The following is a 20084-nucleotide window of genomic DNA, read 5'->3' as shown; positions in this document are numbered from 1 at the left end:
ACGGGGCGCCGCGCTCAGCCCTCCAGGAACGACAGGAGGGCGTTGGCGAGGAGGTACGGGTCGTCGGCCCCGCACAGTTCGCGGGCGCTGTGCATCGAGAGGATCGCGACGCCGATGTCGACGGTCTGGATGCCGTGGCGCGCGGCCGTGATGGGGCCGATGGTCGTGCCGCAGGGCATGGAGTTGTTGGAGACGAACGTCTGCCACGGCACTCCGGCCCGCTCGCACGCGCCCGCGAAGATCGCGCGGCCGGTGCCGTCGGTGGCGTAGCGCTGGTTGACATTGACCTTCAGGATCGGGCCGCCGTTGACGCGGGGGTGGTGCGAAGGGTCGTGGCGCTCGGCGTAGTTGGGGTGGACGGCGTGGCCGGTGTCGGAGGACAGGCAGACGGTGCCGGCGAAGGCGCGGGCCCGGTCCTCGTAGGTGCCGCCGCGGGAGAAGACTGAACGTTCCAGCACGTTGCCCAGGAGCGGGCCGTCGGCGCCGGTGTCGGACTGGGAGCCGTTCTCCTCGTGGTCGAAGGCGGCGAGGACCGGGATGTGGTCCAGGGCGGCGCCGGAGGTCGCCACGGCGGCGAGGGCGGCGATGCCCGCGTGGACGGAGATGAGGTTGTCCATGCGCGGCCCGGCGAGGAGTTCGCGGTCGCGGCCGAGGTAGGCGGGCGGCTCGATGGAGTGGACCATCAGGTCCCAGCCGGCCACGGAGCCCTGCGGCAGGCCCTCTTCCTCCTCCAGGAAGGCGATGAGGTCGCCCTCGCGGGCGTCGCCCAGGCCCCAGATGGGCTGCATGTGGCGCTGCTTGTCGAGCTTGAGCCCGTCCGTGTTGACGGAACGGTCCAGGTGCACGGCGAGCTGGGGGACGCGCAGCAGGGCGCGGTCGATGTTCACCAGGCGCTCGGTGCCGTCGCGCAGCGTCAGCCGGCCGGCGAGGCCGAGGTCGCGGTCGAGCCAGGTGTTGAGGAGGGTGCCGCCGTAGATCTCGACGGCGACCTGCCGCCAGCCCTGGGAGCCGGTGTCCGGCAGGGGCTTGACGCGCAGGTTGGGGGAGTCGGTGTGCGCGCCGATGATGCGGAACGGGGTGTGCGCCGCCGCGCCCTCGGGGACGTACCAGGCGATGATCGCGCCGCCGCGCAGGACGAAGCGGCCTCCGGTGCCCGCGTCCCAGGCGTCCGATTCCGACAACTGGCTGAAGCCTGCCTTCTCCAGCCGCTCGGCCGCGTCGGCCACGGCGTGGTACGGCGACGGACACGCCGTCAGAAAGGTCATCAGGTCGTCGGTGTGGCCGCGGTCGAAGCGGGCGGGAGAGCTCATGTGTGTCACCTTAACGACATTCGTGTTCGCCTTGGCCGGACTGCGGCGGATGGCCGAAGGGGTCGGGGGGCGGGGGCCATTCGGCCTGTGACCCCGTCATTTTCCACCCGACGGCCGCTCGAAGCGGCGCTGGAGCTGCCTGCGCTCGCCCCGGCGGATGCGCGGGAGCATCTCGGGGGTCTGCGGCGGGCGCTGCGCGCGTCTCTTGCGTCCGGCGCAGAAGATACAGGCCTCACCGGGGGGAGCATCGGGGTCGATGGGGGCGCCGGGATGCTCGGAGCATCCCGACGCGTTGCGCGGCCGGGACAGCTCGCGGGCGACGATGAAGGCACGGTGGAGGTCGTCGGCGATGCGGACGAAGTCCTGGTCGGGGGAGCCGAGCGTGAGGTGGAAGCGCTGTTCGTCGATGCTGCGCAGGTAGCGGCGCAGCATGTCGAGGCTGTACGGGCCCTCCGGGACCGGATATCCCAGCCGCCGCTGTTCGCCGAGGGCGGCGGGGGCGGGGCCGGCCTGCCGGCCGCCCTGGAGCCGGCGGCCGAGGCGGCGGCGGTCGTTGCAGATCAGGCAGCGACCCCAGCCTTCGGGCGCTTCGGGGTCGAGGGCGCCGTTGGGGTGCTCGGGGCAGCCGGTGTAGCTCTTGGCGGGGGCGAGGCCGGCGGCCGTCTGGAAGGCCACGTAGAGGGCGTCGGCCACGGGGTCGTACTCGGCGGGGTGCGCGCCGTCGTAGAGGTCCTTGATCCGGTCGCCGACGGAGCCCACGGCGGACTGGAGCTCCTTGAGGGCGTACGGCCGCCCGGTGGGGACGGAATACCCCCTGCTGTGGTTCTGGTCCTGTGGGCTCATGTCTACGAGCGTGCCACGAACCACCGACAACACGACAACAGTGGCCGGACCCCCGACAGGCGGGGTCCGGCCACTGTGCGTACGTACACCGCGTACGCGTGTGATCGGCGGGGCCGCGGTGGCCCGGCGATCGTCCTAGAAGGCGGCCTCGTCGAGCTCCATGAGGGAGTTGTCGACGGTCTCGGCCAGCGCGCGCTGGACGGAGACGCCGGGCAGGACCTGGGCGGCGAAGAACTTCGCGGCCGCGATCTTGCCGGTGTAGAAGGCGACGTCCTTGGCGGAGGCGGTCGCCAGCTTCTCCGCGGCCACGGCGGCGCCCTTGAGCAGCAGGTATCCGACGACGACGTCACCGGAGGCCATGAGCAGGCGGGTGGTGTTCTGGCCGACCTTGTAGATGTTCTTGACGTCCTCGCCGGTGGCGGTGAGGTCGACGATCATCTGGCCGACGATGGCCTCCAGGTCCACGGCGGCCTTGGCGAGGGCGTCGCGGGCGGGGGCGAGGTCGTCGCCGCCGGGGCCCTCGGCGAGGAACTTCTTGATCGTCTCGGAGAGGATGTTCAGCGACGCGCCCTGGTCGCGGACGATCTTCCGGAAGAAGAAGTCCTGGCCCTGGATCGCCGTGGTGCCCTCGTAGAGGGTGTCGATCTTGGCGTCCCGGATGTACTGCTCGATCGGGTATTCCTGGAGGTAACCGGAACCGCCGAAGGTCTGCAGCGACTGGGCGAGCTGCTCGTAGGACTTCTCCGAGCCGTAGCCCTTGACGATCGGCAGGAGCAGGTCGTTCAGACCGATCTCGGCGGAGGCGTCCTCACCGGCGGCCTGCTTGACCTGGATCGCGTCCTGGATGGAGGCGGTGTACAGCACGAGGGCGCGCATGCCCTCGGCGTACGCCTTCTGCGTCATGAGCGAGCGGCGCACGTCGGGGTGGTGCGTGATGGTGACCTTGGGTGCGGTCTTGTCCATGAAGTTCGCCAGGTCCGGGCCCTGCACGCGCTCCTTGGCGTACTCCAGCGCGTTCAGGTAGCCGGTGGAGAGGGTGGCGATGGCCTTCGTGCCGACCATCATCCGGGCGAACTCGATGATCATGAACATCTGGCGGATGCCGTCGTGCTTGTCGCCGATCAGCCAGCCCTTGGCGGGGTGCTGGTCGCCGAAGGTCATCTCGCACGTGTTGGAGGCCTTGAGGCCCATCTTGTGCTCGACGTTCGTCGCGTAGACGCCGTTGCGCTCGCCCAGCTCGCCGGTCTCCCAGTCGAAGTGGAACTTCGGGACGAGGAAGAGCGACAGGCCCTTGGTGCCGGGGCCGTGGCCCTCGGGGCGGGCGAGGACGTAGTGGAGGATGTTCTCCTCCATGTCGTGCTCACCGGACGTGATGAAGCGCTTGACGCCCTCGATGTGCCAGGAGCCGTCGGGCTGCTGGACGGCCTTGGTGCGGCCGGCGCCGACGTCCGAGCCGGCGTCCGGCTCGGTGAGGACCATGGTGGAGCCCCAGCGCTTCTCGACGGCTATCCGCGCGACCTTCTTCTGCGCCTCGTTGCCCTCTTCGAAGAGGATGCCGGCGAACGCCGGGCCGGAGGAGTACATCCAGACGGCCGGGTTCGCGCCGAGGATCGTCTCGGCGAACGCCCAGATGAGGGAGCGGGGCGAGGTGGTGCCGCCGATCTCCTCGGGCAGGCCCAGACGCCAGTACTCGGAGTCCATGAAGGCCTTGTAGCTCTTCTTGAAGGACGCCGGGACGGGCGCGGTGTTCGTGGTCGGGTCGAAGACCGGCGGGTTGCGGTCCGCGTCCTCGAAGGAGGCGGCCAGCTCGTTCTCGGAGAGCTTGGTCATCTCGCTGAGGATGGTCTTGGCGGTCTCGGTGTCCATCTCCTCGAAGGGACCGGTGCCGTACAGCTTGTCGCGGCCGAGTACCTCGAAGAGGTTGAACTCGATGTCGCGGAGATTCGACTTGTAGTGCCCCATGGCGACGGCTCCGTTAAGGCTCGGGGAGACAGGTTCCTCGTACATACCAATCGGTAACGTCATGATGCTACCCACCAGTAATAAGGCGCAAGCCTTCATCGACGACTGTGACCAGCGTCAAGCCAGAAACGCCGGAGAAAACCTGGAGTCGGGGGTCAGGCGGCGCCTTCCGGGGGCTCCGGGAAGGCCAGGCGCGGCGAACCGCCCGCCCACCACACGCCGATCGCGAACGCCGCCGTCGCCTCCACGTACGCCGCCCGCTCCAGCCCGCCCGCCGGCATCGGGCTCCACCCCATCGACTCGATCAGCTCCACGACCCGCCCGGCGGCCCCCGCGTCGTCCGCGCAGAACGGCACGGCGGGCCGGCTCGCGCCGAAGGCGCCCGGCGGCCGCTCCCACACGCTGAAGTGGGCCATGTTGAACGCCTTCACCACGTGCGCGCCGGGCGCCGCCGCCGCGATCAGGGTGGCCACGCTCTCCCCCGGGCCGGTGGACAGCATCACCCCGCCGGGACCCGGGTCCAGCGGGTTCGTGCAGTCCACCACCGTCCGCCCGACCAGCGCCGCCGCGTGCTCCGCCGCCAGCGCCGGAGCCGCCCCGGCCGGGACGGCGAGCAGCGCCACCTCCCCGTGCTCCGCCGCCGCGCCCCGCGACCCGTACCCGGCCGCCCCGATCCGCCCGGCGAGCGCCTCGGCCGCCGCCCGATCCCGGCCGCCGACGAACACCTCGTGCCCGGCCCGCGCCCATGCCCCGCCCAGGGCCGCCGCCATCGCTCCCGTACCCATGACACCGATCCGCATGGTTGCCCACCTCTCCTGCTCGTTCCCGTTTCTTCGTTCGGTGGCCCGACGCTACGGAGGTCGACGCACACCGTCCGGTGTCCATCGACCGGGGCAGGATGGCGGCCATGGAGAAGCTCCCCGACCTCACGTACACGGCGGACTGCCGGGCGCGCGTCGCCTTCGAGGTGCTGGCCAACCGCTGGGACAGCGTCGTCGTCTTCACGCTCGGCGTGACCGGCCCGATGCGACCGCGCGCGCTCGTGGCACGGATCGGCGGGATCAGCCCGAAGGTGCTGAACGAGGCGCTGCGGCGACTGGAGTACAACGGCCTGGTCGAGCGCCGCCCCTACGCCGAGGCCCCGCCGCGAGTCGACTACGCCCTGACGGAGGCCGGTACGGCGCTCCTCACCCCGATGCGGGCGATGGGCGAGTGGGCCGCGCGGTACGCGGACGACGTGCTCGACGCGCAGGACCGGGTTTCAGGGATGCGGGAGCTCCGCCCAGACGGTCTTGCCGGTCGCCTCCCGGCGCACCCCCCAGCGGCTCGCGACGGCGTCGAGTAGGGCCAGCCCCCGCCCGGACTCGTCGTCGCCCCCTGCCTGGCGGAGTACGGGCCAGGCACGCGGATCGGGATCGGTGAGCTCGACCCGCGTACGGGTTGCCCTTCCGGTGATCCGCAGGGTGACGGGCGTGCCTTCGCCGAGGTGGGTGATCACGTTGGCCAGCAGCTCGCTGACGCAGAGCTCCGCGTCCGGGGATGCCCCGACCCCGAGGTGCTCGCGCACGGCGTGGCGGAGGAGGGGGGCCGCCTGGGGGACGGCGAGCAGCCGGATGGTGAGCCCGTTCACCGCTCGCCCAGGGCGGCGGCGAGGGCACGGGCGGTGGCCACGTTGCAGTTGCCGAGGGCGATGAGCGGCGGGGTGCGGTAGCTGCCGGCGTAGGAGAGGAGGTGGAGGTCGAGGGAGGGGAGCGTGATGTTGTGCCGTCCGAGGGCGGCGCGGAGCGCGTCGAGGCACTCGATGGCCTCACGGTCGTAGGCGTGCTCGCTCATGGGGGGACCCTTCCGGTGCGGACTGACTGTGACGAAGCCCTCACAGGCTGATGCGTCAGTGCGTACCGTGGGAAGGGTTTTCGGTTCCACAGTGCGAGGTGTGGAAGGGCGGGCGGTTGTGGTCGCACGTAAGGACATTGACGGCTCGGCGAGCGTCCCGGAGTTCTACGGGAAGGAGCTGCGCTGGAGGCGGGAGCAGGCAGGCCTCACGCTCCAGGAGACGGTGGAGGACAGCTTCTACGGTGCTACGTACCTGAGCGAGATCGAGCGGGCCCGGCGGCGGATGCCGCAGGATCTGGCGATCCATGTCGACAAGGTGCTGAAGACCGATGGGTTCTTCTCGCGGCGCTGCGAGGACGTTCGTAAGGCGCGGCGTGGCGCGCACGCGGAGTACTTCGCGCCGGTCGCGGAGGCGATGGTGCGGGCGCGGAACATCGAGGAGTGGAGCAACGCGCTCATCCCCGGTCTGCTCCAGACGGCCCCCTATGCGCGGGCGGTCATCCACGCCACTCATCCGCTGGACCTCGTGGAGGAGGTGGACGCGAAGGTCCGTGCCCGCATGCAGCAGGCGACTCTGTTCGAGGATCCGAAGAGGCCGGAGTACTGGACGATCCTGCACGAGTGCCTGGTGCGTCAGCCGCTGCTGCCGCCGGGGGAGATGGCCGATCAGCTCGACCACATCGCTGCCCTGGCACGGCGACGCCGCATCGTTCCACAAGTCCTGTTGTGGAGTTCTGGCATCCAGCCGTTCCTGGGGCTTCCGCTCATGCTCATGGACTTCGAGGACGAGCCGCCGCTCGCGTACACAGAAGGGCCGTATCACGGCCAAACCGTGGACGATCCGGCCCTCGTGAAGAGGTATCGCACGTCATACGATCGGCTCAGGGCCGCCGCGTTGTCGCCAGAGGCGTCCCTTGCCTTGATCGAGCAAGCTGCTGAGGAGTACAGAAATGGCAAGCAACGGGACTGAGGTGTGGCGCAAGAGCAGCTACAGCAATGGCGATGGCGGCAATTGCGTCGAGGTGGCCGACGGGGTCAGCGGGGTCGTCCCCGTGCGGGACTCCAAGGTCCAGGGCGGGCCCGTTCTGGTGGTCTCGGCGGCGGCCTGGGTCCCCTTCGTCGACGGGATCAAGGCCGGGTGACCGGAACTCGGCCTACTGGCGGCCCACGGCCTCGGTAGGCTTCGGCCTATGTACGGCTACGACCAGAACCCGGGTGCCCAGCAGCAGTACGCCCCGCAGCAGCCCCAGCCGGGCTACGGGCAGGCGCCGCCGCTGTACCCCGAGCCGTCTCCGCCCTCGCTCGCGGACGCCGTACGGGCCTTCACGACCGGGTCCCTGTCCGCCGAGGACTTCCAGCAGATCTTCGCGACCTCGAAGGTCTACTGCCCGCGCGGCGAGACCCCCGGGTTCCTGGCCCTGCACAACACGCAGCAGCCGGTCATCCCCATGTTCACCACGCTCAAGGAGCTCCGCCGGTACGCCGGCAAGGAGTCCAAGTACTTCGTCATCACCGGCGCCGAGGTGATCGATCTGCTGCCCACCGGCTACGGCTTCGTCCTCGACATGGAGGGCGACCACCGGATGGTGTTCGACGCGAAGGCCGTCGAGCAGATGGTCGACTTCGCGATGCGCCGCATGTACGGCTAGGCGGAGCTGGGGGGTGGGCGTTGCTCAGGGTGCACTTCACGGCGGAGGACCTGTTCAACGTCACCTTCGCCGCCGAACCGCTGCCGCTCGTGGAGACGGCCATGGCGCTCGTCGCCGCCCAGCGCACCGACGAACAGGCCGTCTTCGGACGGTGGCGGCTGCGCGTCGGTCGTGAACTGCCCGGCGCCGTCCGCCCGCTGCTGGACCTCCTGCGACCGGACGGCCAGAACCCGCAGTTCGTCGAGCCGTTCGCACCCGACCTGGAGGAGGGCCTCGCGGCCGTACGGGAGGCCGGGGCCCGGCTGACCCCCGAGCAGCTGCGCACGGCCGCCGCGCGGGCGCCCGGCGGCCCGGGTTGGCTGCGCGCGCTGTGGGGCGGGGACCGGGACGCCTGGGAACTGCTCGACGGGGCGATCCGATCCGCGTACGAGGCCGTCGTGGTCCCGCAGTGGCCCCGTATCCGGCAGTCCTTCCGGGCCGACGTCGCCTGGCGCACCAGGCTGCTGGCCGCCCACGGGATCAAGGCGTGCCTGGCCGGTACCCACCCGGCGGCTCGGTGGTCGGGCACGGTCCTGGAATTCGACCGGCCGCCCGCGTACGAGGTGCTCCTCGGCGGTCGGGGGCTGACGTTGATGCCGTCGCCGTTCTGGACGGGGCGCCCGCTGCTCGCGGAGGGCCCGGACGGGCCCGACGGCGCGTACCTGCTGATCTACCCGGCGCTGACGCCGCTGCCGCTGGTGGAGACGGGCGCCGGCGGGGGCGCGCTGGACGCGCTGCTGGGGCGCACGCGGGCGGCGTTGCTCCAGGCGTTGGTGGGCCAGCGCACGACGAGCGAACTGGCGCGGGACCTGGACATCAGCCTCCCGTCCGTCTCCGAGCACACCCGCACGCTGCGCGCCGCCGGGCTGATCACCACGCGGCGGGACGGCAAGGCGGTCCTCCACGCGGCGACGGGCCTGGGCGTCGACCTGCTGCGCAGCGGAGGCTGATCCTTTCGGGCACGACCGAAAGCATCGCGGCACCGGTGGGGCGCGGCGCAGTATCGCCGTGGCGGGGGATCCACGGGGGAATCCTCCGCCCACCTACCGAGGAGGCAGTGATGGCCCGTACGTCATCGATCCGTACGCAGGCCGCCGCGTTCGCGGCCGCCGCGACACTGGCACTGGGCACGGGAATCCTGGCGGCGGCGCCGGCACAGGCCGCCGACTCGTTCGGCTGCCCGTCGGGGGCGGTCTGCTTCTACCCGGGCACGAACTGGTACCAGGCGCCGTCGAAGACGTTCTGGAGCAAGGGCGTGCACCGGATCTACGGCTGGGAGGGGCAGCACATCGTCTACAACAACCAGACCGACGGTTGGACGGTGCAGCTGTGCCGCACCTCCTACGGCACGGACTGCCTCCCCAAGATGCGCCCCGGGGACGGCTGGCCGGAGAACCTCTCGCCGATCAACTCCATCCTCATCTCCGACCGCTAGGCGCCGGCGACCCCTGGCGGTCGACGCCCGCGCGCCGGCGCCACCAGGCGATGCCCGCCGCTCCCACCGCCAGGCCCGCCAGCCCGTACGCGTACAGCAGGGTCGGGTCCGGGTGGTAGGCCAGGGAGAGGCGGATGCCGGCGAAGATCGGGACGACGATCATCTGCCAGCGGCCGTCGTAGTCGATGCCGGACGTGGCCCACTGGAGCAACAGGCACGCGAGGAACGTCAGCACCGCCCAGGCGGTGAGGTACGGCCACGGCGAGCCGGGCAGGGGTTCCAGCGGCAGGCCGGTCGCCGCCCAGCGGTTGGCCGCGTAGCCGACCGCCGTCATCGCGGCGGTCACGGCGGCGGCCCGTCCGAGGACGCGGAGCGGGGCCGGCGGGCTCCAGCGCTTCCGGGGCGCGGGCTCGGGCGCGGGCTCGGTTTCAGGGGTCACCTGGGTCTCCTCCATGTCAGGGAAGACTCCGCCGGGACCCCGGCTGGTTGTCATGTACGGATGAATAAATGCCGCGCACCCGCCCGGGAATGCCCTGGGCGGGTGCGCTGTTCTGTGCGGTGTGGCAGAAAGTTCGAGTTTCAACTAAACTCGACGCCAGAAGGAGGTCCTGACCATGCCCGCAGTGACTGTTGAGAACCCGTTGACCCTTCCCCGCGTGGCCGAGCCGCAGGCCGCCACCGCGCGCAAGGTGCTGGCCGTCACCACCGCTCCGGGGGGATTCGAGGGCGAGGGATTCCCGGTGCGCCGCGCGTTCGCCGGGATCAACTACCAGTACCTCGACCCGTTCATCATGATGGACCAGATGGGCGAGGTGGAGTACGCGCCGGGTGAGCCGAAGGGCACCCCCTGGCACCCGCACCGCGGCTTCGAGACCGTCACCTACATCATCGACGGGGTCTTCGACCACCAGGACTCCAATGGTGGCGGCGGCACCATCACCAACGGCGACACCCAGTGGATGACCGCCGGCTCGGGCCTCCTCCACATCGAGGCCCCGCCGGAGCAGCTGGTGATGTCCGGCGGTCTCTTCCACGGCCTCCAGCTGTGGGTGAACCTGCCGGCGAAGGACAAGATGATGGCGCCGCGCTACCAGGACATCCGCGGCGGCAACGTCCAGCTGCTGACCACCCCCGACGGCGGCGCGCTGCTGCGCGTCATCGCCGGTGAGCTGGACGGCCACCAGGGCCCCGGCATCACGCACACGCCGATCACGATGATCCACGCGACGCTCGCACCCGGCGCGGAGGTCACCCTGCCGTGGCGGGAGGACTTCAACGGACTGGCGTACGTGCTCGCGGGCCGCGGGTCGGTGGGCGCCGAGCGCCGTCCGATCCAGCTGGGCCAGACGGCCGTGTTCGGCTCCGGCGGTTCGCTGACCGTCCGCGCGGACGAGAAGCAGGACTCCCACACGCCGGACATGGAGGTCGTCCTCCTCGGCGGCCGGCCGATCCGGGAGCCCATGGCCCACTACGGACCGTTCGTCATGAACACCCGCGAGGAACTCCAGCAGGCGTTCGACGACTTCCAGAAGGGCCGCCTGGGCACGATCCCGGCCGTGCACGGGATGTCCGAGGGCGGGCTGTAGGGCTCACCGGGAGCGCCTCAGGGGCGACTCGGACCCGGCGTGGCCGGGTCCGGCGCCCCGGGCGGCGGGGTCGTGTAGCGGCCCCGCAGCTCCGACAGCACCCCGAAGACGGCCGCCGCGAGCGGTACCGCGAGCAGCATGCCGAGGATCCCGGCGACGCTCGCCCCGGCCGTGATCGCCAGCATCACCACCACCGGGTGCATCTGCACGGTGCGGCTCTGCACCACCGGCTGGAGCACGTTCCCCTCGATCACCTGGACCGCCAGCACCACGCCCAGTACCCACAGGCCGATGACCCAGCCCCGGTCGGCGAGCGCCACCAGGACCGCCACCGCGCCGGACAGGAACGCGCCGAGGTAGGGGATGTAGGCCGTCACGAACACCAGGGCGGCCAGCCCCAGCGCGCCCGGCACGCGCAGCACCAGCAGTCCGATCCCGATCAGCACGGCGTCGATCAGGGCCACGAAGGTGGTGCCGCGCATGAAGCCCTCGACGGCCCCGTAGGCGCGCCGGCCCATGGCCTCCGCGATGTCGCCCGAGCGACTCGGGACCATGGCGCGCAGCGTGCCCACGGCCCGGTCGGAGTCGCGCAGGAAGAAGAAGATCAGCACGAGGGCCAGCAGCGCGGTCCCGATCATCGCGGCGACGACGCTGATCCCGGCGACCACGCCGGAGGCGGCCGTACTGCCGAACTTCGTCAGCAGCTCCCGCGAGTTGGCCGCGAGGTCCTCCAGTGAGGTGCCCGCCGCCCCGAAGTGCTCGGCGAGGCTCGCGCCGGCGCGCGTCAGCGAGGCGATGATCTGGTCGCCGGTCTCGATCAGCGCGAGGGTGACGACGTAGATCGCCCCGCCGACGACCGCGACCACGGCCAGGCAGGTGATCGCCGCCGCCAGGGACCGGCTGACCCGCATGCGGACCAGCCGCCGGTGCAGGGGGCCGAGCAGGGCGGTACCGAGGACGGCCAGCAGCACCGGCGTCACGACGCTCTTGAGGACCACGCACAGCCACACGCCGACCGCGAGCACACCGGTGACCAGCAGGAAGACCGCGCACCACGCGGCGGCCCGACGGACCGGATCGGGCAGCAGAGGGGTCGGCATGGCCGGGGCCACCTACCTTTCAGAGGTCTACGTGGTCTACGTCGTCCATGGCGTCCTCGAACGGCTTGGAGCGTTCGTAGAGCTCGAACCAGATCGATTTGCCCTCGCCGCGCGGATCCACACCCCAGGTGTCGGCGAGCATCTCCGTCAGCAGCACACCGCGCCCGCTCGACGCCATCTCGCCCGGGTGGCGCTTGTGCGGCAGCTCGTCGCTGCCGTCCGCGACCTCCACGCGCAGCCGGCGCGTGCCCAGCTCGCCCGCGGCCTCCGCGACCAGCAGCGCGTCGCCGTCGGTGTGGACGAGGACGTTGGTGACCATCTCGGAGACCATCAGGACCGCCGCGTCCACCTGTTCCGGGTCCGCCCAGTCGTGCAGCAGCTCCCGGATCTGCCGGCGGGCGCCCGAGATCCGTTCCGGCTCCGCCTGCGCCACGGTCAGCATCGTGCGCCGGGCGGGCCGGGCCGGGTGCGTCGTGAGGACGCCGCAGCCGCAGTCGGGGCCCTCGCGGCGCAGCAGCACGAGGGCTATGTCGTCCTCGCGGCGGTCGGCGAGCGGGCCGGTGGTGTGGTGGGACGACGGGCCGTGGACGGCCTGGACCAGCAGGTCGGCGAGGCGTTCGAGGTGGCCGGCGGGGGCGATGCCGGCGGTGGTGGGGTGCTCGTCGGGGTCGGACTCCAGGATCGCGCGCAGCCGGGCCCAGCCGGTGTCGAGGTCGTGGCCGCCCGTCTCGATGAGCCCGTCGGTGCACAGCATCATCGTCTCGCCGGGTTCCAGGGTGAACCGGGTCGTGGGGTAGTCGGTGTCGGGGACGATGCCGAGCGGCAGGCCGCCCGCCGTGGGCCGCATCATGACCGTGCCGTCGGCCATGCGCACCACCGGGTCGGTGGCCCGCGCGGGCCACCTCCAGCAGCCCGGATTTCGGGTCGCACTCGACGTAGAGGCAGGTCGCGAAGCGCGGGCTGTGGAAGTCCGCGTCCGGGTCGTCCGTGCCGGTGCCGTCCTGGGGGGCGCCGAGTCCGGCGAGGAAGCGGGAGGCCCGCGACAGGACGGCGTCGGGCCGGTGGCCCTCGGAGGCGTACGCGCGCACCGCGATCCGCAGCTGCCCCATGAGCCCGGCGGCCCGTACGTCGTGCCCCTGCACATCGCCGATGACCAGGGCGAAGCGGCCCGACGGCAGCGGGATCGCGTCGTACCAGTCGCCGCCGACCTGGAGGCCGCCGCCGGTGGGGACGTAGCGGGCGGCGATCGTCATGCCCGGGATCTCGGGGCCGAGCTGGGGCATCATCGACCGCTGGAGGCCGGTGGTGAGTTCCCGTTCGGATTCGGCCACGCCGGCCCGCTGGAGGGCCTGGGCGAGCATCCGGGCCACCGTCGTCAGGACGGAGCGCTCGTCGGGTGAGAAGGTCACCGGGTGCTTGAACGCGGCCATCCAGGCGCCCATCGTGCGCCCGGCCACGATCAGCGGCAGGAAGGCCCAGGAGATCCGGCCGAAGCGCTGGGCGAGCGGCCAGGTGGCCGGAAAGCGTCGTTTGTACTCCTCGGGTGAGGGCAGGTAGATCGCCCGTCCCGTCCGGACGACCTCCGCCGCCGGGTAGTCCGTGTCCAGCCCCATGCTGGCGAAGGGGCCCTCGTCCCCGGGGCCGTGCCCGTGGTGGCCGATGACCGACAGCCGGTCGCCCGCGACGCCGAAGACCGCCAGCCCGTCCGGGCTGAAGCCCGGCATGGACAGCGAGGCCGCCACCCGCAGCACCTCCGCCGTGGAGCGCGCCTCGGCCAGCGCTCGGCCCGCGTCCAGCAGGAACGCCTCGCGCGAGCGCCGCCAGTCGCCGGTGATGGGGGTGTGCACGGCGGTGGTGCCGGGCTGCGGTTCGGCGATCTCCTGGAGGGTGCCGATCAGCTCGTAGTCGCTGCGGCCCTCCGCCGTACGGTTCTCCACCGGTTTGGAGCGGCTGCGTACGGTGCGCAGGACGCGGCCGTCCACGTCCATGATCCGCAGGCGGGCCTCCGCGAGGGTGCCCTCGGCGACGGCGAGGGTGACGATGCCGTTGATCTCGTTCCAGTCCACCGGGTGGAAGCGGGAGCGGACCGCCACCTCGGGCAGGACGACGGGCTCCGGGGGCAGCCCGAGCAGCCGGGCGGCCTCGCCGTCGAGGGTGACCGTCCCGGAGGCGTTGTCCCATCGCCACAGACCGGTCGCGATGGCGGCCAGGACGTCCTCGGTGCGCACATGGTCATCTTTACAGGTCATCCGACGGTGCCGCCTGTTCGCGGGGCCCGCGGGCACGCCCGCACGGCGGTGCGCCCGGACGGTAACCTTGTGAGGGTTGAATCCACCCTGGTATCGCGTAGAACTGGATGACTGATGCATCGGTACAGGTCCCACACGTGCGGCGAGCTCCGTGCCTCCGACGTCGGCTCCGACGTCCGGCTGAGCGGCTGGCTGCACAATCGTCGAGACCTGGGCGGCATCCTCTTCATCGATCTGCGTGACCACTACGGCATCACGCAGCTCGTCGCCCGCCCCGGCACCGCCGCCGCGGCCGTCCTGGACAAGCTGTCCAAGGAGACGGTCGTACGGGTCGACGGCAAGGTCGTCTCCCGAGGCGCCGAGAACGTCAACCCCGACCTGCCCACCGGCGAGATCGAGATCGAGGCCGCCGAGGTCGAGGTGCTCGGCGCCGCCGGCCCGCTGCCCTTCACGATCAACACCGACGACGGTGTGAACGAGGAGCGGCGCCTGGAATACCGCTTCCTCGACCTGCGCCGCGAGCGCATGCACCGCAACATCATGCTGCGCTCGGCGGTCATCGCGTCGATCCGCTCGAAGATGGTGGCGCTCGGCTTCAACGAGATGGCGACCCCGATCCTCACCGCGACCTCCCCCGAGGGCGCCCGTGACTTCGTCGTCCCCTCCCGCCTGAACCCGGGCAAGTTCTACGCCCTGCCGCAGGCGCCGCAGCAGTTCAAGCAGCTGCTGATGATCTCCGGCTTCGACCGGTACTTCCAGATCGCGCCCTGCTTCCGCGACGAGGACGCCCGCGCCGACCGTTCGCCGGGCGAGTTCTACCAGCTCGACGTCGAGATGTCGTTCGTCGAGCAGGAGGACGTCTTCCAGCCGATCGAGCGCCTGATGACCGAGCTCTTCACCGAGTTCGGTGGTGGCCGCGAGGTCACCTCCCCCTTCCCGCGGATCCCGTACCGCGAGTCGATGCTGAAGTACGGCAACGACAAGCCCGACCTGCGCGCCAAGCTGGAGCTCGTCGACATCACCGACGTCTTCGAGGGCTCGGAGTTCAAGGCGTTCGCCGGCAAGCACGTGCGTGCCCTGGCCGTCCCGGACACCGCCGGCCAGCCGCGCAAGTTCTTCGACGGCCTCGGCGAGTACGCGATCTCGCTGGGCGCCAAGGGCCTGGCCTGGGTCCGCGTCGGCGAGGACGGTGCGCTGACCGGCCCGATCGCCAAGTTCCTCACCGAGGAGAACGTCAAGGTCCTCACCGAGCGCCTGGGCCTGGCGGCCGGGCACGCGGTGTTCTTCGGCGCCGGCGAGTTCGACGAGGTCTCCAAGATCATGGGCCCGGTCCGGGTCGAGGCCGCCAAGCGCGCCGGCCAGTTCGAGGAGAACGTCTTCCGCTTCTGCTGGATCGTCGACTTCCCGATGTACGAGAAGGACGAGGAGACCGGCAAGATCGACTTCTCCCACAACCCCTTCTCGATGCCGCAGGGCGGCATGAAGGACCTGGAGGAGAAGGACCCGCTCGACATCCTGGCCTGGCAGTACGACATCGTCTGCAACGGCATCGAGCTGTCCTCCGGCGCCATCCGCAACCACGAGCCCGAGGTCATGCTGAAGGCCTTCGAGATCGCCGGCTACGAGGCCGAGACCGTCGAGCGCGAGTTCGCCGGCATGCTGCGCGCCTTCCGCCTCGGCGCCCCGCCGCACGGTGGCATCGCCCCGGGCGTCGACCGCATCGTCATGCTGCTGGCCGACGAGCCGAACATCCGCGAGACCATCGCCTTCCCGCTCAACGGCAACGCCCAGGACTTGATGATGGGCGCGCCCACGGTCCTGGAGGAGTCGCGGCTGCGCGAGCTGAACATCGCGCTGCGCAAGCCGGTCGAGACGAAGGCCGCCCCCTCGGAGCGTCCGGTGTCGGACGCGGTCGTGCCGGACGCCGGGTCGCCGCGCGGCTGACGCCCTTGTTTCCGTAACGCCGAAGGCGGCGCCCCCTCCGGGTGGAGGGGGCGCCGCCTTCGGCGTGAACGGCCTCAGAAGCGCTGCAGGAGGCCCTTCGCGAGCGCGGTGGAGGTCAGCTCGGTGGGGGTGGGGCCGGCGTGGAAGAACCCGGCGTTCTCGGCGTCCAGCTTGCGCAGGAAGTCGAACGCCTTGGCGTCGTCGTCGCCGAACGCGACGAACTGCCAGAACACCTCCGGCGCGGAGGACTCGGCGTCGGCGATCGCCTGCCGGGCGGGCTGACGGTTGTCGGGGGCGCCGTCCGTCTGGAAGACGACCAGGGCCGGGCCGGTGCCGCCGTCCTTGCGGTAGCGCTCCAGGACCGCTTCCACGGCGACGTGGTAGCTGGTGCGGCCCATCCGGCCGAGCTCGCCGTGGCGGGCCTCGACCCAGGTGGCGTCGTGGGCGTCGAGGGTCAGCTCGGCGGCGCCGTCCACCTCCGTGGAGAAGAACACCGTGTGGACGGTGGCCTCTTCGTCGAGGTGCGCGGCCAGGCCGAGGGCGTGGTCGGCGAGGTACTGGGCGCTGCCGTCCTTGTAGAAGCCGCGCATCGAGCCTGAGCGGTCGAGGACCAGGTACACCTTGGCGCGGGCCCCCGCCTTGCCCTTGGTCCGGAGCACCTGTCCGGCGGCCTTGTACGCCGCCGAAACCCCGGGCGCCCGCCGCCGGACCGCTGCCGCGGTGAGGGCGGGGCCTTGGGGCTCGACGTCGAGGTCGACGTCGACGTCGACGTCGAGGTCGACGTCGGAGTTGGTGTCGGCGTCGGTGGTGTCCGCGTCCGCGTCGGCTTCCGCTTCGACGGCTGCGGGCTCGGGCTCGACTTCGGGCTCGGGGGCGACGGCCACGGGCTCGGGCTCGACTTCGGGCTCGGCTTCGGGGGTGGGTTCCGCTTCGGCGGCCACGGTTGCGGGCTGCGGCTCGGGTTCCGGGTCGGCTGCGGGCTGGACTTCGGCCTGCGGCTCGGGCTCGGGCGCGGCGGCGACGACTTCGGCTTCCGGTGCCGCTTCGGCGGCTACGGGCTCCGCCGGGACGACGGTTTCCTCGGCCGGCTCGGCGGCTGCCTCCGGCTCGGGGGTGGGCTCCGCTTCGGCGGCCACGGTTGCGGGCTGCGGCTCGGGCTCCGGCTCGGGTTCCGGGTCGGCTGCGGGCTGGACTTCGGCCTGCGGCTCGGGCTCGGGTTCCGGGTCGGCTGCGGGCTGGACTTCGGCCTGCGGCTCGGGCTCGGGGGCGACGGCCACGGGCTCGGGGGCGGCGGCCACGGGCTCGGCTTCCGGTTCCGCTTCGGCGGCGACAGGCCTCGGCTCGGCTTCTTCGGCCGGCTCGGCCACCGGTTCGGGGGAGGACTGCGCCTCGGCGGGCGCCGGGGCGGGGCGGGGGGTCGCCGGCGGCACCGGGCGACGGGCCTCGGGGACCGTGGGGTCCGAGGTGGTCGCCGGGGCGGTGAGCAGCGTCCCCGGTTCGCGGTCGCGCGGTGCGGACTGCGGCGGAACGGTCGGGTTGTCGAAAGACGCCGCCACCAGCTCGGCCGCCGCGTCCAGGGGGGTGCGTTCCGCCTGGTTCGGTACGGCGGCGGAAGAGGCGTCCGACGTCTCGGGAACCGGTTCCGATGACCGGCCGAACACCTTGCGCAACAAGCTCCGAATACCCATGAGCCAGGCCTTTCGCATGAGTGCGTGCGTCATTTGTCCGTGCTGCGCGGTTGATCCCTGCCCAGAGTGGACACGTAAGGTTATCGGCCCCTTGGCTGGAACTTCGGCAGGGGCGCCTTTCGTGGCGCCCAGCCCTACAGCGAACCGGTGCTTCACGACGAACTGCCCCTCCGCCGTGCCGGGTTCATCCAGCGTTCATCCCGACGCCGCCACATCGGCGCAACCCCGGCCTAGCGTCGCGGCTGGATTCCACCGACACGTTGTCGGCGCCGTGCACTTACCGGAGGACACCTCGTGCGCAAGCTCCTGCCGCTTCTCGGCAACCCGCATGGGAGCGGCCGTTCCGCTCTCACCTGCCGCTACCGCTGTGGAGACGCCTGCTTCCACGAGGTGCCCAACACCAGCGACAACGAGTACGCCGGTGACGTCATAGCCCGCGCCTACTCCCGCCGGTCGATGCTGCGCTCCGCCGCCGTCGTCACCGTCGCGACGGCGGCCGGCACCGCCCTCACCGTCGGCGCGGGTGGTGGCCAGAGCGCCACCGCCGCCCCGGCCGACTCCGCCGACGCCGCGAAGCGCGCCGGCGAGGCCGCCCGTGGCCTGCGCTTCAAGCCCGTCGCGCCGAACACGGACGACAAGGTGACCGTCCCCGAGGGCCACGAGCAGAACGTGGTCATCCGCTGGGGCGACCCGATCGTCAAGGGCGCCCCCGGCTTCAACCCGGACAAGCAGACCGCCGCCGCGCAGGCCGGTCAGTTCGGCTACAACAACGACTTCCTGAGCCTCCTCCCGCTCGGCGGCCACTACGAGCGCCAACAGCTGCTCGTGGCGAACCACGAGTACACGGACGAGATGCTCATGTTCAAGGGCTACGACCCGGCGAACCCGACCCGCGAGCAGGTCGAGATCGCCTGGGCCGCGCACGGCCTGTCCGTGGTCGTCGTCCAGGAGGACCACCGCAGCGGCAAGCTGACCGCGGTCACCCGCCACCAGCTCAACCGGCGCCTGCACACCAAGAGCGAGTTCCGCATGAGCGGCCCGGCCGCCGGCGGCGCGCTCCTGAAGACCTCCGTGGACCCGACCGGCACCAAGGTGTTCGGCACGCTGAACAACTGCGCCGGCGGCACCACCCCGTGGGGCACCACCCTCCACGGCGAGGAGAACTTCAACCAGTACTTCGGCAACGCCGGCAAGGTCACCGACCCGGTCGCCGCCGCCCGCCTGAAGCGCTACGGCGTGGCCGGCGGCGAGACCGAGCGCAAGTGGGAGCGCTTCGACAAGCGCTTCGACGTGGCGCAGGAGCCCAACGAGTCGCACCGCTTCGGCTGGGTCGTCGAGCTGGACCCGTACGACCCGAACTTCGTCCCGCGCAAGCGCACCGCGCTCGGCCGCTTCAAGCACGAGGCCGCGCAGCCCCGTCTGACCGAGGACGGCCGTCCGGTCGTCTACATGGGCGACGACGAGCGCTTCGACTACTTCTACAAGTTCGTCTCCTCGAAGCGGATGATGAAGGGCGACTCGCGCGCGGCGAAGGAGCACAACCTGACGCTGCTCGACGAGGGCACCCTCTACGTCGCCAAGCTCACCGGTGACGCCCCGGCCGCCGAGATCGACGGCAGCGGCAAGCTCCCCGCCGATGGCGAGTTCGACGGCAGCGGCGTCTGGATCAAGCTCGCCACCGGCAACGTCTCGCACGTCGAGGGCATGACCGCCGAGGAGGTCTACGTCTTCACGCGTCAGGCCGCCGACAAGGTGGGCGCCACGAAGATGGACCGCCCCGAGGACGTCGAGCCGTCCCCGCGCACCGGCCGCGTCTACGTCGCGCTGACGAACAACACCGACCGCGGCAAGCCGGGCAAGGAAGGCGCCACCGAGCCGAACCCGCGCAACCTGAACAAGCACGGCCAGATCCTGGAGCTCGCCGAGAACTTCGACGACCCGGCCGGCGACGGTTTCGCCTGGCGGCTCTTCCTGGTCGCCGGTGACCCGAACGACCCGGCGACCTACTTCGCGGGCTTCCCGAAGGACAAGGTCAGCCCGATCTCCTGCCCGGACAACGTGGCCTTCGACCCGCACGGCAACCTGTGGATCTCCACGGACGGCAACCAGCTCGGCTCCCACGACGGCCTGTTCGGCGTCGCGACCGCCGGTGACCGTCGCGGTGAGCTGAAGCAGTTCCTGACCGTGCCGCGCGGCGCCGAGACCTGCGGTCCGATCATCCAGGACAAGCGCGTCCTGGTCGCCGTCCAGCACCCGGGCGAGATCGACGGCGCGTCCGTCGAGAAGCCGCAGTCGGTGTGGCCCGACGGTCCCGGCAAGTTGGTCCGCCCGGCGGTCGTGTCGGTGTGGCGCAAGGACGGCAAGAACATCGGCGTCTGATGCACCGATGAGCGGGGTCAGTTGAGTGCCCGGGGTCGTGTTTCACGTGAAACACGACCCCGGGTCG

Annotated in this window: 17 protein-coding genes and 2 pseudogenes; 9 read left to right on the top strand and 10 right to left on the bottom strand. The window is 71.4% G+C overall.

The window, feature by feature from the left end:
* Positions 1-14: 14 nt before the first annotated feature.
* The 4 genes and pseudogenes from M4D82_RS16505 to M4D82_RS16490 all read right to left on the bottom strand — a co-directional run.
* Positions 15-1310: a M18 family aminopeptidase gene (locus tag M4D82_RS16505; protein ID WP_249766782.1), complete on the bottom strand. Its 1296-nt coding sequence runs from the start codon at positions 1308-1310 to the stop codon at positions 15-17.
* A gap of 96 nt (positions 1311-1406) precedes the next feature.
* On the bottom strand, positions 1407-2153 hold the full coding sequence (locus M4D82_RS16500; RefSeq protein WP_249766781.1) for a hypothetical protein: 747 nt from the start codon (positions 2151-2153) through the stop codon (positions 1407-1409).
* Between the two features lie 135 nt (positions 2154-2288).
* Positions 2289-4115: an acyl-CoA dehydrogenase gene (locus M4D82_RS16495; protein ID WP_249771868.1), complete on the bottom strand. Its 1827-nt coding sequence runs from the start codon at positions 4113-4115 to the stop codon at positions 2289-2291.
* A gap of 155 nt (positions 4116-4270) precedes the next feature.
* Positions 4271-4927, bottom strand: a pseudogene (locus tag M4D82_RS16490) (NADPH-dependent F420 reductase); the annotation flags it as partial.
* Between the two features lie 95 nt (positions 4928-5022).
* Here M4D82_RS16490 and M4D82_RS16485 point away from each other — a divergent pair.
* On the top strand, positions 5023-5460 hold the full coding sequence (locus M4D82_RS16485; protein ID WP_349637072.1) for a winged helix-turn-helix transcriptional regulator: 438 nt from the start codon (positions 5023-5025) through the stop codon (positions 5458-5460).
* Here M4D82_RS16485 and M4D82_RS16480 read toward each other — a convergent pair.
* Together M4D82_RS16480 and M4D82_RS16475 are read right to left on the bottom strand one after the other, a co-directional pair.
* On the bottom strand, positions 5377-5745 hold the full coding sequence (locus M4D82_RS16480; protein ID WP_249766779.1) for an ATP-binding protein: 369 nt from the start codon (positions 5743-5745) through the stop codon (positions 5377-5379). The two genes, M4D82_RS16485 and M4D82_RS16480, sit on opposite strands and share 84 nt — an antisense overlap.
* Positions 5742-5948 carry a hypothetical protein gene (locus tag M4D82_RS16475; RefSeq protein ID WP_249766778.1) on the bottom strand — a complete coding sequence of 69 codons (207 nt, stop codon included), beginning with the start codon at positions 5946-5948 and terminating at the stop codon, positions 5742-5744. The genes M4D82_RS16480 and M4D82_RS16475 overlap by 4 nt, the downstream gene beginning before the upstream one ends.
* A 118-nt stretch (positions 5949-6066) precedes the next feature.
* On the opposite strand from M4D82_RS16475, the gene M4D82_RS16470 reads away from it, so the two are divergent.
* From M4D82_RS16470 to M4D82_RS16450, 5 genes are all read left to right on the top strand, one after another.
* On the top strand, positions 6067-6918 hold the full coding sequence (locus tag M4D82_RS16470) for a helix-turn-helix domain-containing protein (protein WP_249766777.1): 852 nt from the start codon (positions 6067-6069) through the stop codon (positions 6916-6918).
* A complete protein-coding gene (locus M4D82_RS16465; RefSeq protein ID WP_249766776.1) occupies positions 6899-7090 on the top strand; it encodes a DUF397 domain-containing protein in 192 nt (63 codons plus the stop codon). The genes M4D82_RS16470 and M4D82_RS16465 overlap by 20 nt, the downstream gene beginning before the upstream one ends.
* Positions 7091-7138: 48 nt before the next feature.
* Positions 7139-7597, top strand: coding sequence for an SseB family protein (locus tag M4D82_RS16460; protein ID WP_249766775.1), 459 nt, complete (start codon positions 7139-7141; stop codon positions 7595-7597).
* Between the two features lie 29 nt (positions 7598-7626).
* Positions 7627-8586, top strand: a complete 960-nt coding sequence (locus M4D82_RS16455; protein WP_249771864.1) for an ArsR/SmtB family transcription factor — start codon at positions 7627-7629, stop codon at positions 8584-8586.
* Positions 8587-8696: 110 nt separating this feature from the next.
* Positions 8697-9071, top strand: coding sequence for a hypothetical protein (locus M4D82_RS16450; RefSeq protein ID WP_249766774.1), 375 nt, complete (start codon positions 8697-8699; stop codon positions 9069-9071).
* On the opposite strand, the gene M4D82_RS16445 is transcribed toward M4D82_RS16450, so the two are convergent.
* Positions 9055-9510, bottom strand: a complete 456-nt coding sequence (locus tag M4D82_RS16445) for a hypothetical protein (RefSeq protein ID WP_249766773.1) — start codon at positions 9508-9510, stop codon at positions 9055-9057. The two genes, M4D82_RS16450 and M4D82_RS16445, sit on opposite strands and share 17 nt — an antisense overlap.
* A gap of 175 nt (positions 9511-9685) precedes the next feature.
* Here M4D82_RS16445 and M4D82_RS16440 point away from each other — a divergent pair, with 175 nt between their 5' ends.
* Positions 9686-10657 (top strand): pirin family protein, encoded by a 972-nt coding sequence (locus M4D82_RS16440; protein ID WP_249766772.1) that lies wholly within the window; start codon positions 9686-9688, stop codon positions 10655-10657.
* A 17-nt stretch (positions 10658-10674) separates the two neighbouring features.
* Here the strand turns inward: M4D82_RS16440 and M4D82_RS16435 are convergent, their stop codons facing one another.
* Both M4D82_RS16435 and M4D82_RS16430 read right to left on the bottom strand, forming a co-directional pair.
* The gene (locus tag M4D82_RS16435; protein WP_249766771.1) at positions 10675-11757 is read right to left on the bottom strand and encodes an AI-2E family transporter; all 1083 of its coding nucleotides are present in this window, start codon (positions 11755-11757) and stop codon (positions 10675-10677) included.
* A 19-nt stretch (positions 11758-11776) separates the two neighbouring features.
* A pseudogene (locus M4D82_RS16430) lies at positions 11777-13985 on the bottom strand (SpoIIE family protein phosphatase).
* Positions 13986-14120: 135 nt separating this feature from the next.
* Between M4D82_RS16430 and aspS the strand changes: the two are divergent.
* Positions 14121-15950 (top strand): aspartate--tRNA ligase, encoded by a 1830-nt coding sequence (gene aspS, locus M4D82_RS16425; RefSeq protein WP_249766770.1) that lies wholly within the window; start codon positions 14121-14123, stop codon positions 15948-15950.
* 74 nt (positions 15951-16024) lie between these two features.
* Here the strand turns inward: aspS and M4D82_RS16420 are convergent, their stop codons facing one another.
* Positions 16025-17638, bottom strand: a complete 1614-nt coding sequence (locus M4D82_RS16420) for a VWA domain-containing protein (RefSeq protein ID WP_249766769.1) — start codon at positions 17636-17638, stop codon at positions 16025-16027.
* A 294-nt stretch (positions 17639-17932) separates the two neighbouring features.
* Here M4D82_RS16420 and M4D82_RS16415 point away from each other — a divergent pair, with 294 nt between their 5' ends.
* The gene (locus tag M4D82_RS16415) at positions 17933-20017 is read left to right on the top strand and encodes a PhoX family protein (protein WP_249766768.1); all 2085 of its coding nucleotides are present in this window, start codon (positions 17933-17935) and stop codon (positions 20015-20017) included.
* Positions 20018-20084 lie beyond the last annotated feature (67 nt).

It is taken from the genome of Streptomyces sp. RerS4 (genome assembly GCF_023515955.1).
In the GTDB taxonomy this organism is placed as follows: Bacteria; Actinomycetota; Actinomycetes; order Streptomycetales; family Streptomycetaceae; genus Streptomyces.
The sequence above is the reverse complement of the archived record's forward strand: the minus strand, read 5'-3'. Positions and strand labels throughout refer to the sequence as shown.

Coding starts and splice junctions, on each gene's coding strand:
- aspS (WP_249766770.1), top strand. CDS start 14,121: ATGCATCGGTACAGGTCCCACACGTGCGGCGAGCTCCGTGCCTCCGAC.
- M4D82_RS16420 (WP_249766769.1), bottom strand. CDS start 17,638: ATGGGTATTCGGAGCTTGTTGCGCAAGGTGTTCGGCCGGTCATCGGAA.
- M4D82_RS16495 (WP_249771868.1), bottom strand. CDS start 4,115: ATGGGGCACTACAAGTCGAATCTCCGCGACATCGAGTTCAACCTCTTC.
- M4D82_RS16435 (WP_249766771.1), bottom strand. CDS start 11,757: ATGCCGACCCCTCTGCTGCCCGATCCGGTCCGTCGGGCCGCCGCGTGG.
- M4D82_RS16440 (WP_249766772.1), top strand. CDS start 9,686: ATGCCCGCAGTGACTGTTGAGAACCCGTTGACCCTTCCCCGCGTGGCC.
- M4D82_RS16450 (WP_249766774.1), top strand. CDS start 8,697: ATGGCCCGTACGTCATCGATCCGTACGCAGGCCGCCGCGTTCGCGGCC.
- M4D82_RS16500 (WP_249766781.1), bottom strand. CDS start 2,153: ATGAGCCCACAGGACCAGAACCACAGCAGGGGGTATTCCGTCCCCACC.
- M4D82_RS16485 (WP_349637072.1), top strand. CDS start 5,023: ATGGAGAAGCTCCCCGACCTCACGTACACGGCGGACTGCCGGGCGCGC.
- M4D82_RS16460 (WP_249766775.1), top strand. CDS start 7,139: ATGTACGGCTACGACCAGAACCCGGGTGCCCAGCAGCAGTACGCCCCG.
- M4D82_RS16505 (WP_249766782.1), bottom strand. CDS start 1,310: ATGAGCTCTCCCGCCCGCTTCGACCGCGGCCACACCGACGACCTGATG.
- M4D82_RS16465 (WP_249766776.1), top strand. CDS start 6,899: ATGGCAAGCAACGGGACTGAGGTGTGGCGCAAGAGCAGCTACAGCAAT.
- M4D82_RS16475 (WP_249766778.1), bottom strand. CDS start 5,948: ATGAGCGAGCACGCCTACGACCGTGAGGCCATCGAGTGCCTCGACGCG.